This window comes from Candidatus Goldiibacteriota bacterium HGW-Goldbacteria-1 (genome assembly GCA_002839855.1).
In the GTDB taxonomy this organism is placed as follows: domain Bacteria; phylum Oederibacteriota; class PGYV01; order PGYV01; family PGYV01; genus PGYV01.
Map to the genome: position 1 here is coordinate 1 of PGYV01000002.1, position 14137 is coordinate 14137.

Here is a 14137-nt window from a genome sequence, read left to right on the forward strand (position 1 = left end):
GTGACAGGTAGCAAGTGACAGGTAGCAAGTGACAGGTAGCAAGTGACAGGTAGCAAGTGACAGGTAACAAGTGACAGGTGACAGGTAGCAAGTGACAGGTAACAAGTGACAGGTGACAGGTGACAGGTAGCAAGTGACAGGTGACAGGTAGCAAGTGACAGGTGACAGGTAGCAAGTGACAGGTGACAGGTGACAGGTGAGTTGTAAGCTGTAAGCTGTAACTTGTAACTTGTAACTTGTCAGCTGTAACTTGTCAGCTGTAACTTGTCAGCTGTAACTTCTCAGCTTCTATAATAATACAATTCAGGAGGATAAAAGTGAAAAGTGCGGAAGAACAGCTTAAGATAATAAAGCGCGGTATAGTTGATATCGTGACAGAAGAGGACCTTTTAAAGAAACTGCAGAAATCCGTTAAGACAGGCAAACCGTTAAATATTAAATATGGAATTGACCCCACGGCTACCGATATTCACGTTGGCCATACTGTGGGCTTAAATAAATTAAGGCAGTTTCAGGATTTGGGTCACACAGCCATTCTTATTATCGGCGATTACACGGCAATGATTGGCGACCCTTCCGGCAGAATGGCGGAACGGCCGCAGCTTGACCGTGAGACTATTATGAAAAATGTGGCCACATATAAGGAACAGGCGTTTAGGATTCTTGATAAAGATAAAGTGAAAGTTGTTTTTAACGGCGACTGGTTCGGTAAAATGAATTTTATGGATGTCATAACAATGGTGTCCAAGTTTACCGTTGCCCAGATGATGGAACACGACTATTTTGACAAGCGGTTTAAAGAAGGCGTGCCGCTTTCCATACACGAACTTTTTTACCCTATAATGCAGGGGTATGATTCCGTAATGGTGGAAGCGGATATAGAACTTGGCGGAACAGACCAGCGCTTTAACGTAATTGCCGGCAGATACCTTCAGAAAGAAAGCGGCAAAGAGCCGCAGGTAGGGCTGTTTAACCCCATACTTCTTGGCCTTGACGGAAAGAATAAAATGAGTAAGTCGCTGGGAAACTATATAGGTTTAAATTTTACCCCCGAAGACATGTTCGGCAAGGTGATGTCAATTCCGGACAGTTTAATAATTCAGTATTTTGAACTGCTGACGGATGAATCATTTGAAATTATTGAAGCGATGAAAGAAGCAATGGCAAAAGGCGAAAATCCGAGAGATTTTAAGGTTAAACTTGGCGAAGCAATTGTAAGAAAGTATCACAATGAAGAGGCGGCAGCCAAAGCAAGGCTTGCTTTTGACAGCATGTTCAGCAAAAAAGAGATTCCGTATGAAGATAATGTAATGGATTGGAATGATGTTTTTGAAAATGAAGCGGAAGTTTCCTGCGTGACGTTCATGAAAAAAACAGCAAAGAAATTACTGTCAATTGAACTGTCAGGGGCGGACGCCAAAGGGATGCTGCCCGGGCTGTTAATTGATGAAAAAAAATATGACAAACCCATGATATTAAAAAGTGATTTCACCGCAAAGCAGCTTAAATTCAAGTTCGGCAAAGCAAAACCGGTTTACGGTGTCATTTATATTAAATAACCGGAGCTGTAAATGAGAAAAAAATTAAAATACTGCCCGTATTGTTCCGCAAGGTTTGAAGATAAAAAAGAACACGGGTTTAAACGGCATTACTGCCCAAAGTGCGGCGATTTTTTTTATGATAATCCGCTTGTTGGCACCGCGGTCGTTGTAGTACAGGGCGGTCAATTATTGCTTGTTAAAAGAAATATTCATCCCGGCCGCGGAATGTGGGCGCTTCCGGGCGGTTTCGCGGAACAGGGCGAAACCGTGCAGGCAGCCGCAAAAAGGGAGCTGTTTGAAGAAACGGGTTTAAAAGCAAAAAAAGCTGAAATAGTAAGCGTGCTGACAGAAAACTCTTTTATGTACGGAACTGTAATAGTACCTGTCATAAAAGTTGAAGGTTATACCGGAAAATTAAAACCCGGCAAAGACGAACTTGAAGCAAAGTTTTTTAACATCAATAAACTGCCTCTTCTGGCATTTACCAGTCACAGGAAGGCGGTTAAAAAGATTAGAAGGTCGGAAGGTTAGAGGGTTGGAAGGTCAGAAGGTTTAACCGACCATCTGACCTTCTGATCTTCTGACCATCGGTTTTTAATAATTTATGAGGTGTTTCTTTGCGAATAATAGCGGATTTTCATGTTCACTCTAAATATTCCCGCGCTACAAGCGCGTCCATGAACCCGGTGGAAATATGCGGGTGGGCGGATAAAAAAGGCATTTCTGTTATAGGTACCGGTGATTTTCAGCATCCGGCTTATCTTGGTGAGCTAAAAAACAAGCTTGAAGAAGCTGAACCGGGTTTGTACAAAGTTAAAAAAAGCAAATTCAAGTCAAGAATGGTGCTTTCAACAGAGATATCCCACATTTATAAGCAGGGTGATAAAGTCCGCAAGGTGCACATGCTTGTGATAATGCCGGATATGTTATCTGCCGAGAAGTTTTCTAAAAAGCTTGCCACTCTTGGCAATACCGGGTCAGACGGCAGGCCCATACTTGGGTTTCCCGCAAAAGACCTTGTAAAGCTTACCCTTGATATCGCGCCTGACGCCATGGTTATACCGGCGCATGTATGGACGCCGTGGTTCTCTGTTTTTGGCAGCAAGTCCGGCTTTGACAGTATAGAAGAGTGTTTTGAAGATCAGGCAAAACACATACACGCCATAGAAACCGGGCTGTCATCAGATGCTGCCATGAACCACAGAATATCCGCGCTTGATAATATCACGCTTATATCCAATTCAGACGCGCATTCGCCCCGCAAGATAGGCAGGGAAGCAAATGTTTTTGAATGCAGCCTTGAATATAAAACCATTAAAAATGCCATATATAAGAAAGACAAAAAGAAATTCCTTTATACAATAGAGTTTTTCCCGGAAGAGGGAAAATACCATAACGACGGACACCGGCTGTGCGGTATAAATTACCACCCCAAAGAGTCAATAAAAAACAAAAACATATGCCCTGTATGTAATAAAACGCTGGTTCTTGGCGTGCTGCACCGTGTGGAAGAACTTGCGGACAGGCCGTGGGATTATATATCAAAAGACGCCATACCGCAGAAGCATGTAATACCGCTGGAAGAGATAATTGCGGATGTAAAGGAAGTATCCCCGTCAAGCAAGAAGGTTCAGGAAGCATATGAAAAGATGCTTGTAAAAGGCGGCACCGAATTTGAAATACTTCTGGACAGGACGCCGGAACAGTTAATAAATATCTGCGATGAAAAAACCGCGGAAGCAATAATGCTTGTAAGACAGGAAAAAGTAAATCTGGTTCCGGGTTTTGACGGGGAATTCGGTAAAATATCAATATTCAAAAGACCGGACACCGCAAATACGAAAAAGAAAAAACCGCAGTTGGATCTTTTTTAAGTAACAAGTTTCAAGTTACAGCTTACAGGTGACAAGTAACAGGTGACAAGTAACAAGTAACAAGTAACAAGTGACAGGTGACAGGTGACAGGTGACAGGTGACAGGTGACAAGTAACAGGTGACAGGTGACAGGTGACAAGTAACAGGTGACAGGTGACAAGTAACAGGTGACAGGTGACAGGTGACAACTTGTCAGCTGAAACTTGTAACCTGAAACTTGTAACCTGAAACGTGTAACCTGTAACCTGTAACCTGTAACTTGTAACCTGTAACCTGTAACCTGTAACCTGTAACCTGTAACCTGTAACCTGACTCGTGGAGGAGCTATTATGAAACGTAATGTGCGCGGGATTTTAATGCTTATGGCGGTTATTTTTACAGGATACAACCTTATCCTGAATGTATATATTAAGGACGCGCTTAAGGTAATTGACAGGTCTTCGGGATATGCTTTCTGCGTAAGTGTCATACCTGACAGAATAACGTTTTTTGACGTGAAAATAAGAGATAACGCAAGGATAAAAAGGCTTACCCTGGATGTGCGTGTCCGTAACATCATAAAGAAGGACATTTTTAAGGCGCTGGACGGGGCGATATTAAACGGCCTTACGGTAATATATTCGGCTGATGATGTCTATGAAAAAGAAAAGGCAAAAACGGCTCCGTTTATAATGCCTTATTTTAATTACCTTTCAGTTAAGAACTCCGAAATTGTTTATCTGGATACGGCCTCTTTTACGGAAGTGAAGGTTTCCGGTATTTCGGGCAAAAGCAGGTTTATAAACACCGGAGCACAAAGCGGGCAGAAACTTATTTTTCAGGGTAACGGCAATTTTCAGGGGGATACATCGCAGAAAATAAATATAAGGTTTGATTTCTTTCCTAATTACCGCAACAGGCTTTCGGTATCTGTATTTGGAAAGGGGATAAGCGCGGAAGAACTGGCGCCGCTGTTTGCCCGCAGCAATGCGGTTATTCAAGGCGGTAAAATAGATTTTATTGTGCAGTTTAAGAATGAACTGCGGCAGGTGAGTTTTAATAACATCATGCGTTTTAAAAATGTTAAAATAAAAGAGAAAACAGACCTTGATATTAAATCGCTGTTTGGTGTCTCTTATTCGCAGATGACGGATTTTTTAAAGGACGCCAGCGGGGTGTTTGACGTTAATTTCACTTTTAACACGCCGGAAGCACAACCGGATGAGTTTTTTAAAATTTATAAGTCAAAGTTTGCCGAAGCGCTTGCCGGCAGGGTGGCGATAGGAATTGCGATAGCGCCCATACGGCAGATACACGGGCTTATCTGGGCTATAACAGGAATTGGATCTGACAAAGCGGATAAGGACGTAATTGGAATATATCCGGAAATCAGATAAAAAATATTTTAAGGAGAGATTAAATGAGCACAAGAGAGCGTTATGTACTTGAAGATATAGCCGACGACAGCTGGAGAATGTTCCGTATAATTTCAGAATTTGTGGACGGGTTTGAAGACCTGGGAGATATTACAAAAGGCGTGACAATCTTTGGTTCTGCAAGGGAAGCGGCGGGAAGCAAGTATTATGAAGCGGCCAGAAAGACTGCAAACATCCTTGCGAAAAAAAATTATACCGTAATTACAGGCGGCGGCGGCGGAATCATGGAAGCAGCAAACCGGGGAGCTTTTGACGCCGGCAAAAGAAGCGTAGGGCTGAATATAGAGCTTCCTTTTGAACAGAAGCCGAACAAATACGCGCAGACCCAGGTTGGGTTTCGGTACTTTTTTGCCCGAAAAGTTATGTTTCTGAAATATGCAACAGGGTTTGTGGTATTCCCGGGGGGGTTCGGCACGCTGGATGAACTTTTTGAAGCTGTCACGCTTATTCAGACGCATAAAGTTAAACCGTTTCCCGTGGCGCTTTACGGCAGAAAATACTGGAGCGGGCTTATAGACTGGCTGAAAGATTCGCTTATGGAACACGGCGCCATATCGCCGGGAGATATGAACCTTTTTAAAGTGGTGGACACGCCTGAAGACGCGGTAAAACACATAACCCGGAAACTGGAAAAATGAAAGTAAAAGCGGTTTTTTTTGACGCGGGAGAGACGCTTATACACAGAAATCCCTCCCTGGCGACTATTACCCACAGGTATCTTTTAAAAGCCGGAAAAAAAGTAAACCGCGCTAAGCTTAATGCCGTGCTTTTACAGTCCGCTCACGATATGAAAGAGATAGTTCAAAAGGCGGAATTAAATGACACCGAAAAATGGCACGTTTATATGGACTCTGTCCTGAAAAAACTTGGGATAAAAGATAATAATTTAAAAAATGAAGTAATAGCAAGGCTTAAACGCGGTACAAGTTTCAGGGTGTATGATGAAGTTTGGGGAGTAATAAAAGGGTTAAAAAAAGCGGGAATAAAGGCGGGCATAATTTCAAACGCCCCGCGTGATTTAAAAAAAGTTTTTGACCGGCTGGGGCTTACAAAGCAGTTTGACTGGATAGTGGTGTCAGAAGATGCCGGTGTTGAAAAACCCGATAAAAAAATATATGAACTTGCCTTAAAAAAATGCGGTTTTGACAGAGAAAATGTGATATATATAGGCGATAATTATCTGGCGGATATTATGGGCTCTGTTGCCGCGGGTATAAAGCCTGTATGGCTGCTGCGTGAAACCAAGGACGCGCAGTTTACTTTTAAGGCAGGAAAAGCACCTGATGGAGTAGCGGTTATAAAGTCGCTGCGCGAAATTCCCAATGTCATCAGGCAATATGGAGGGTTAAAGTGATAACGGCGGTTGTGGCGGTACGTTCGCTGGAAGAGGAAGAAAAAGTAATTACTAATTTACAAGCGTACCCTTTTGAAGAGATAATCCTTGCGCAGGGACAGAATCCGTCGCTTCAGAGAAACATGGCGGTTAAAGAGGCGCAGGGGGATATAATATATTTTTTTGATGACGATTCTGTGTTACAGCCGGGCGGTGTTGAATCTGTCCTGGAAGCCTTTCAAAGCGATGCTTCTGCCGCTGTATGCGGGGGGCCCGCGCTGACACCGGATACTGACAGCAGGATTCAAAAATCATTCGGCGCCGTATTATCAAGTTCCTGGGCTTCCGCTAAAAGCAGCGCAAGGTATAAAAAAGCGGGTAATAAAAGATATACAGGCGAGCATGAAATGATTCTTTGCAACATGGCGGTCAAGAAAGATGTTTTTAATAATATGAACGGCTTCAGGGAAGACCTGTATCCCAATGAAGAAAATGAATTCCTGACGCGTGTAAGTTCTTCCGGGGCAAAGATAGTATATGAACCCAAAGCCGCGGTGCAGCGCAGCGCAAGGCATGACTATACGGCGTTTGTAAAGCAGTGTTTTAATTACGGAAGGGGCAGGGGCGAGCAGGCCGTTATCTCTTTTGATAACTCCGCGATGATGAACTTTGTCCCGGCTTTATTTGTGCTGTATCTGCTTTTTGCGGCGGTTACCGGCGGCGGTATTTTTATATCCATTCCATTCTTTGTATATCTGGCGCTTACATTAGCTTTCTCCTATGAAGCCGCTGTACAGCTAAATGACATTCCGTTTATACCTTTTATATTTTTATGTTTTTTCACACTGCATCTGTGTTATGGCGCGGGGACTATATTCGGGCTTGCAAGGGCTATAACAGGCAATAAGCCGGAGATAGTCAGTGAAGTAAAACTTAAAACAATAAGGAAAGCGTAATTGAAGGTTCTTGTCTTATCCTCTCAGGCGTCAAACACGGGTTCCACGTTAAGGGCTTTTTACATCTATAAATACCTTAAAAAACACGCTGACGCGGATTACATTGCGCCCCCGTTCAAAAGTATGCCCTTTATGCTGGATTTTCTTTTCACCCTTTTTTATTATTTCTTTATGACGCTTAACAGAAAATATAACGCGGTAATAATAGTCAAACCATATCCCAATACTGTCCTGCCGGCGCTTATTTTAAAGGCAGGCGGCGCAAAGCTTATAATAGATATAGATGACATGGATTACGGCTACCGCGGCGGATTTTTATCGGGGTTAATAAAAAATATTCAGCATGTATTAACTGAAAAAGCGGATTATCTGACCAGCCATAACGAAACGCTTATCAAGCTTATTGAAAAAGAGCACCCGCGGTTTAAAGGAAATGTGTACATGCTTAAACAGTGTGTGGATTTATCTTTGTATAAAAAAACTTCTGCTGCGGCAGTGCTTTCGCGCAGAATAAAAAGTGTTTATAACGGCAAAAAAATTCTGTTTTACACGGCGCACCTTAATATTGCATCTTATCTTGATGATATTTTTGATGCTGTAAAGGGTTTAAAAGAAGATTTTGTATTGATAGTCGGCGGCGGCGGGCCTATGCTTAATTACTATAAAAAGAGAGCGGCAAAAATGGGGTTATCCGATAAAGTGGTTTTTACCGGGCAGCTGACCCAGCAGGAAATTGTACCGTATATAATGGCAGCTGATTTGTGCCTGGTGTACTATAAAAATGAACCGGTAAACCTGCACAGGGCATCCATGAAATTAAGGGAATACCTTGCGCTTGGTGCGGAAGTGGCGGCTAACAGCGTGGGCGAGATTAAAGATTTTAAGGGGTATGTGCATTTAAGCGGGGTTTCGGCGAAGGCATATTCGCAGATGATTTCCAAATGTCTGAAAAAAATGAATAAACTTGGGGCCGGGGGCAAAACTTATATATATGGATATTACGACTGGAACAAAGGTATAAAGGGATTTGTGCTAAAACTAAAAGAAATAATAGGTGTTAAATTTAAAGCTTAATTCAGCATTTCATATATAAATGCTGATATAAATTCTTATGTTTTTAAAACTGCAAAAATACTTGACATAAATTATTGAAGGGTATATAAATATAGTGTAAATATAAATTTAGCGGGAGGGCGTATGAAAAAAAATCTTTTGTTTTTTATAATGTTATTATCACTTTGTCATTCTGTGTTTGCATGGAATTATGTGACCGGATCAGGTTATGAATTCAATGCTGTTGATTATATGGGCAAAAACACTTCATCTGCATATACTTTTTATGCCGCAGGATGGGGCAACGAATATGGGGTGTGGAGAATAGAAAAACTTGGTGCGCAAACATCAATGGTAAAAGTATATAATCTGAGGGATTTTCTGGATTTTAAAATCGATCCGGCAAATCCAACCATAGCGCTTGCGGGTAACTGGAACGGGCAGCTTTATAAATTTGAAAATTTTGCGGCAGTGCCTACAGTGACGGCAGTAAAAGCTTTTGGAGCGCCGGTTTATAATATTATTTTTGACCCGCGGGCTAATGGTAAAGTCTTAATCGCGGCGATTAACGGGACATACAGGTCAGTTGATTATGGCGCAACGTGGTCATTGGTTGACGCTTCAAGCCCGTACAGGACAGAAGCGGTTGTAGAGATAGAACAAAGCCCGTGGAATGAAGACGAGTATTTTATTGCCGCTATAAGGCAGGAAGAGGCTGACGTTACAAGCGGGCTTTATGTTTATAATTTTGTCCAGGATACACTTGTTCAACTTGGGCTGGTAGGTGATGATACTGTAGATTTAGCGTGTGATTATGACAGCAATACCACGCTTGTATATGTCCTTACCCGTCAGGGCAAAGTGTTTGTTTATGACGGCGCTTCTTTTGTTCAAAAAACAACGGTTCCGGGAACAACAGGGTTAAGAAAAATTGACATAGTAAATGCTCCATGCCTGTCTAAAATGCTTTATGTTTGCGGCGATACAGCGGCAACAAAAGTTTACCGCAGTTCGGACTTGGGCAATACCTGGCAGCAGTATTCCACAGGGCTCCCGGGAGGCGTAAATAAACTTGTTTTCTCTGATGATTTTTCAATCGCGATGTCAGCGGGTAATTATAGCGGAACCGGTGTATATATTGATGAAACGTGTCAGAGCTTTTATACAGCAACAAGTACTTTTACGCCAACCGCCACAGCAACGAAAACTGACACACCCACCGCCACAAAAACCAGCACCCCTATTATGACGCAGCAGCCTTATTCCTGTTCAACCTGGCAGCCATATATGCAGGCAGGGGTGGCGATAAATGCGGCTGCATATCTTGGTGAAAATAACGGAAAAAGTGTCATATATACATCAAGCTGGGGAAGCGATTATGGTGTTTACAGGATTGAATATGATAACAGTTCAAAGGTTATGACAAAAGTCTATGATTTAAGGGATTTTACTGATTTTGTGTCCAAGCCCGGTGATAATAACGTAATGTTTGCGGGTAATTGGAATGGAAAAATTTACAGGTTTGAAAATGTAATGTCAGTGCCTACTGTGACGGTATTAAAGCAGTTTACAAGCGGATATATTATTGTTTCTCTTGAAACTGACAGGGAAGGCAGCGGGAAAATGATTTCTGCAAATTATACCGGTATTTACAGAAGTCCGGATTATGGAATTAATTGGGAGCTGGTAGATTCAGGAAATTCATTAAATCTGGAATCCTGCTGGCAGGTTAAGCAGAGCCCATGGAATTCCGATGTTTATTATATTGTGGCCACGAAATTTGATTCATCTGACCCTAAAGGCGGTATTTATAGATATACATGGAGCACAGATACACTTGAACTTTTAGGGCTGGAATCCGAGGATACTTCCGAAATTGCTTTTGACAGGCTTTCCACGGCGGAAAAAATTTATGTTGCCTGCAGAGACGGAAAGTTTTATGAATACAGCAGCGGGTTATTTACCAGAAAGACTAATACTCAGGCGGCAGGCGTAAGCGGAAGAAACGGCATATCAACGGTACTTTGTTCCGGAAGCCAGTTGATATATGAATGGAGCCCTGCCGGGCTGGTTCATATCAGCACGGATTCCGGTTCATCCTGGGTTGCGGCAAATTCAGGGCTTACAAATGGTGTTATAAAAATGCATTTTAATGAAGCAAGGAATATTGCAATGGCTATGCAGGCATCATCTCAGGGTGGTGTTTATATAAACGGTATATGCTGCATTCCTGAAGTAACTGTTACAAATACTCCTACGGCGACCAATACTGTTACGCGCACGTACACTCCTGTATTAAATGCCACATTTACTCCCACGTACACTTCTACTGTAATCCATACCGCGACCATAGCGCCTGAATTTACCGCTACGCAGACGCCTTATGATCCGGTGCCAAGGCCTACTGTGGAAGAAGGCGACAGCGTCCCTTGCCCTAATGTGGGTAAGGACAGCGTAAAAATTGTATTTAATGTAAACAAGAAAGCGCAGTGCAGGGTATACATTTACGATTTCTCCGGAAAATTGGTTGATGATTATGATATAACCGTGGGAGACACCCCCAACGAAAAACTGTATCAGCTTAAGATTGATACCAGCAAATACGTATCCGGAGTCTATTATTATGTTATTCAGGGAAAGGATATGGAAGGTAATAAAATTGATTTTAAATCAAAGAAGTTTATGATTAAAAAATGAAAGAACTAATATTAGCTGTATATTTATCTGTCATTCCGGTTATGGTTCTTGCCGACAGCACCGGTTCATTGTTCAGTGAACTTGACATAGGAAAAGGGGCAAGGGCTTCTGCAATGGGAATGGCCAACACATCTATTTCGGATGACAGTTCCGGCATTTACTGGAATCCCGCAGGGCTGGGAAGAATAAGTGAAAACCAGATAAGTTTTTCCTACAATAAATGGTTTCTTGATTCGTCAGTAAAAACCGCTGAAACCGCCTTAAAACTGGGATCCGGCAGCCTTGGGCTGGGTTTTGTTCATGTTGATATGGGCGAATTTGATTACATTGACCCCGACGGTTTTCTTACAGGTCAGACCATAAGGCCTTATACAATAGCATTTTCAGCGGGATATGCCAATCAGACCCTTGCTTATTATGATGATTACAACGTAAGCATTGCCACTTTTAAATTGTTTACCGGTTTGTCTTTTAAGTTTATCAGTAATAATGACGGTTATGAAAACAGCACCGCGCTTGTTGCGGATGCCGGAGCTATATTTGTATTTACCGGAATTGCGGACGCGGGGATAGCTGTTAAAAATTTAAAAATTGCCACGAATCAGGATGTTACGCCTTCATTAAACCTGGGAATTTCAAGAATGCTGTTTAATGACAGCCTGAACAAGGTAAAAGCTGCTGTTGATCTGCACGCCTGGCTGGATGGCAGGCAGGAAATATGCGGCGGGGCGGAATACTCCATTTCAGATTACATCTTTCTGCGCGCAGGCTATGTGTTTGTGCCGGGTTATATGTCTTCAGAAGGCACAATAAGCGGCCTTAACGGCGGGCTGGGCGTAAGGATGGAAAGTTTCAGGTTTGATTATGCGTTTACCACGCACGGCGGCCTTGGCGCCAATCATTCGGTGACAGTAATTTTTTATCCCGGGTTTTAACACTTTTTATTCAAAGTGATTCCTTTGCCGCTGTTTTTCTGCTATAATAAAACTTATATTCAACGGGATAGTTATTATTTTTAGCAGCGGGGGTTATTTTGCTTCACGAAGCAAGGTATTACCAGAAAGTACCGGTATTAAAGACAAGGTGCGTGCTTTGCCCGCACAGATGCCTTATTTCCAAGGGAAAGACGGGTATCTGCGGGGTAAGGTCAAACATAGACGGGGTGCTGTACTCCAAAATATACGGGGAAGTTACATCTTATTCGGACGATCCTATAGAGAAAAAACCGCTTTATCATTTTATGCCGGGCAAAAATATATTTTCCATTGGCTCGTGGGGGTGTAATTTTAAATGCACCTTCTGTCAGAACTGGTCAATTTCGCAGCGCATGGATGTGGACACAGAGCACTTTGAAAAAGAAGACATTGTCAACATCGCGGTCAGCCATAATTCTTCAGGCATAGCGTATACTTATAACGAACCTTCCATATGGTATGAATTTGTGTATGACACTGCCGTTCATGCCCGGGAAAAAGGGTTAAGGAATGTACTTGTAACAAACGGATTTATCAGTGAAGAGCCGCTTAAAGAGCTGCTTCCCCATATTGATGCGATGAATATAGACCTAAAAGCCGGGTCAGAGATGTTTTACAGGGAAGTCTGCAACGGGCAGATAGAACCTGTAATGAGAACAATAAAAATGGCATATGAAGCCGGTGTGCATGTTGAACTTACCACGCTTGTTATTCCCGCGTTAAATGACAGGGATGATATTGACCAGATTGTGGAATGGGTAGAGTCTATATCGCCGGAAATTCCGATTCATTTTTCGCGCTATTATCCGCAGTATAAAATGGACATAGACCCAACATCAATAGAATCGCTTCAGGAAGTCTATCAAAGGGCAAAACAGAAATTAAAACATGTTTATATCGGCAATGTCCCAAAAGACGCGGGCGGCTGCGACACGTTCTGCGCCAACTGCGGCGAGAAACTTATTGAACGTGATTTGTATGAAGTAAAAGTATTAAAACTGACACCGGAAGGCAATTGCGGAAAATGCGGAACGAAGCTTAAGGGCGTGTTTTAAGGCGCAGCTGGGCGGCTGGGCAGCTAAGCGGCTGGGCAACCTTTTAAAGACGCGGCTGGGCGGCTGGGCAGCTAAGCGGCTGGGCAACCTTTTTAAGGCGCAGCTGGGCAGCTGGGCAGCTAAGCGGCTGGGCAACCTTTTAAAACCGCAGCTGGGCGGCTGGGCGGCTAAGCGGCTGGGCAACCTTTTAAAATGGACAAATCAGTATTAAAAACATAGGGGGGGAAATGAGTACTTATAGGGATTTAACCATATGGCGTGATAGTGTTGCGCTTATTAAGAATGTTTATGCAATTGCAGAAAATTTTCCTAAATCAGAAGAATTCAATTTAAAACAACAGCTTAAACGTGCTGTTGTCTCTGTCTCGTTGAATATTGCAGAAGGTAAAAGCAGAAAAACAGGCAAAGATTTTGCTAATTTTCTGTCAATGGCAAACGCTTCTTTGTCAGAAGTTGAAGCTGTTCTTATTATAAGCGGGGAATTAGGTTATATTAAGTTTGATGGTAAACTTCCGGATGATATAGCGATTCTTGGCAGAAAAATAGACTCGTTAAGAAATAAAATTAAGTAGTCTTTTCTGTTCCGGGGGCTAAATTCTGTCCCATAACTTAAGCGTGGTAATCAGCTTTTCTATCGGAAGCCCCACAATGTTATAGTAGCTGCCCGTTGTTTTTCTAACAAAAGGGTCGGAGTTTTCCTGTATGGCGTACGCCCCTGCCTTATCCAGCACGTGGTTTTCATCTATGTATTTCTTAACCGCGGCCGGGCTCATCTTTTTAAAATAAATCCGTGACTCATCGTAAGTTACAATAGATTTGCCTGTCTGCGCGTCAATTAAAGCGATTGATGTAATAACAGAATGGGTATTTGAACTGAGTTTTGACAGTATACTGATTGCATCTTTTTTATTCTTTGGCTTGCCCAGAATCTCGCCTTTAAGCACTACAATTGTATCAGAACCAAGTATAATTCCTTTTTTAACTTTAGGCAGAACAGATTTTGCCTTTTCATAAGCTATAATATTGGCAATTTCATAAGGGTTATTTGTTTTTAAAGACTTTTTTACGGCTTCTTCATCTGAATCCGGCGCAATAACCTTAAACTTAATTCCAAATTGTTTTAAAATATCTTTACGCCTTGGGGATGTTGAAGCAAGAATTAAAGTCTGCATTATGACTCCTGATGATTTATCGCCAAACCGCGTTCTTAAAGTGTTGTCCGGCTGCGGTTTTAGGGT

The 14137-nt window shown here is 42.4% G+C and carries 13 protein-coding genes; 12 read left to right on the top strand and 1 reads right to left on the bottom strand.

What is annotated here, in order from left to right; translation table 11 throughout:
• Positions 1 to 317: 317 nt before the first annotated feature.
• The 12 genes from CVV21_01510 (at position 318) to CVV21_01565 (ending at position 13471) form a co-directional block, all read left to right on the top strand.
• Positions 318 to 1559, top strand: coding sequence for a tyrosine--tRNA ligase (locus CVV21_01510; protein PKL92458.1), 1242 nt, complete (start codon positions 318 to 320; stop codon positions 1557 to 1559).
• 12 nt (positions 1560 to 1571) lie between these two features.
• The gene (locus CVV21_01515; GenBank protein ID PKL92459.1) at positions 1572 to 2072 is read left to right on the top strand and encodes an NUDIX hydrolase; all 501 of its coding nucleotides are present in this window, start codon (positions 1572 to 1574) and stop codon (positions 2070 to 2072) included.
• Between the two features lie 86 nt (positions 2073 to 2158).
• Positions 2159 to 3415, top strand: coding sequence for a DNA helicase UvrD (locus tag CVV21_01520; GenBank protein PKL92460.1), 1257 nt, complete (start codon positions 2159 to 2161; stop codon positions 3413 to 3415).
• Positions 3416 to 3745: 330 nt separating this feature from the next.
• A complete protein-coding gene (locus tag CVV21_01525; protein ID PKL92461.1) occupies positions 3746 to 4792 on the top strand; it encodes a hypothetical protein in 1047 nt (348 codons plus the stop codon).
• A gap of 23 nt (positions 4793 to 4815) precedes the next feature.
• Positions 4816 to 5469 carry a TIGR00730 family Rossman fold protein gene (locus tag CVV21_01530; protein ID PKL92462.1) on the top strand — a complete coding sequence of 218 codons (654 nt, stop codon included), beginning with the start codon at positions 4816 to 4818 and terminating at the stop codon, positions 5467 to 5469.
• Positions 5466 to 6185, top strand: coding sequence for a hypothetical protein (locus tag CVV21_01535; GenBank protein ID PKL92463.1), 720 nt, complete (start codon positions 5466 to 5468; stop codon positions 6183 to 6185). Before CVV21_01530 ends, CVV21_01535 begins: the two co-directional genes overlap by 4 nt.
• On the top strand, positions 6167 to 7120 hold the full coding sequence (locus CVV21_01540; GenBank protein ID PKL92464.1) for a glycosyl transferase family 2: 954 nt from the start codon (positions 6167 to 6169) through the stop codon (positions 7118 to 7120). The genes CVV21_01535 and CVV21_01540 overlap by 19 nt, the downstream gene beginning before the upstream one ends.
• Positions 7121 to 8194, top strand: coding sequence for a hypothetical protein (locus tag CVV21_01545; protein ID PKL92465.1), 1074 nt, complete (start codon positions 7121 to 7123; stop codon positions 8192 to 8194).
• A gap of 123 nt (positions 8195 to 8317) precedes the next feature.
• Positions 8318 to 10870: a hypothetical protein gene (locus tag CVV21_01550; GenBank protein ID PKL92466.1), complete on the top strand. Its 2553-nt coding sequence runs from the start codon at positions 8318 to 8320 to the stop codon at positions 10868 to 10870.
• On the top strand, positions 10867 to 11805 hold the full coding sequence (locus CVV21_01555; protein PKL92467.1) for a hypothetical protein: 939 nt from the start codon (positions 10867 to 10869) through the stop codon (positions 11803 to 11805). The genes CVV21_01550 and CVV21_01555 overlap by 4 nt, the downstream gene beginning before the upstream one ends.
• Positions 11806 to 11903: 98 nt before the next feature.
• Positions 11904 to 12899 (top strand): AmmeMemoRadiSam system radical SAM enzyme, encoded by a 996-nt coding sequence (gene amrS / locus CVV21_01560; protein PKL92468.1) that lies wholly within the window; start codon positions 11904 to 11906, stop codon positions 12897 to 12899.
• Between the two features lie 227 nt (positions 12900 to 13126).
• Entirely contained in the window at positions 13127 to 13471 is a 345-nt protein-coding gene (locus CVV21_01565) for a hypothetical protein (protein ID PKL92469.1), read from the top strand.
• An 18-nt stretch (positions 13472 to 13489) separates the two neighbouring features.
• Here CVV21_01565 and maf read toward each other — a convergent pair whose 3' ends face one another.
• Complete coding sequence (maf, locus tag CVV21_01570; GenBank protein PKL92470.1) at positions 13490 to 14071, bottom strand: septum formation protein Maf; 582 nt, start codon at positions 14069 to 14071, stop codon at positions 13490 to 13492.
• Between the last annotated feature and the right edge of the window lie 66 nt (positions 14072 to 14137).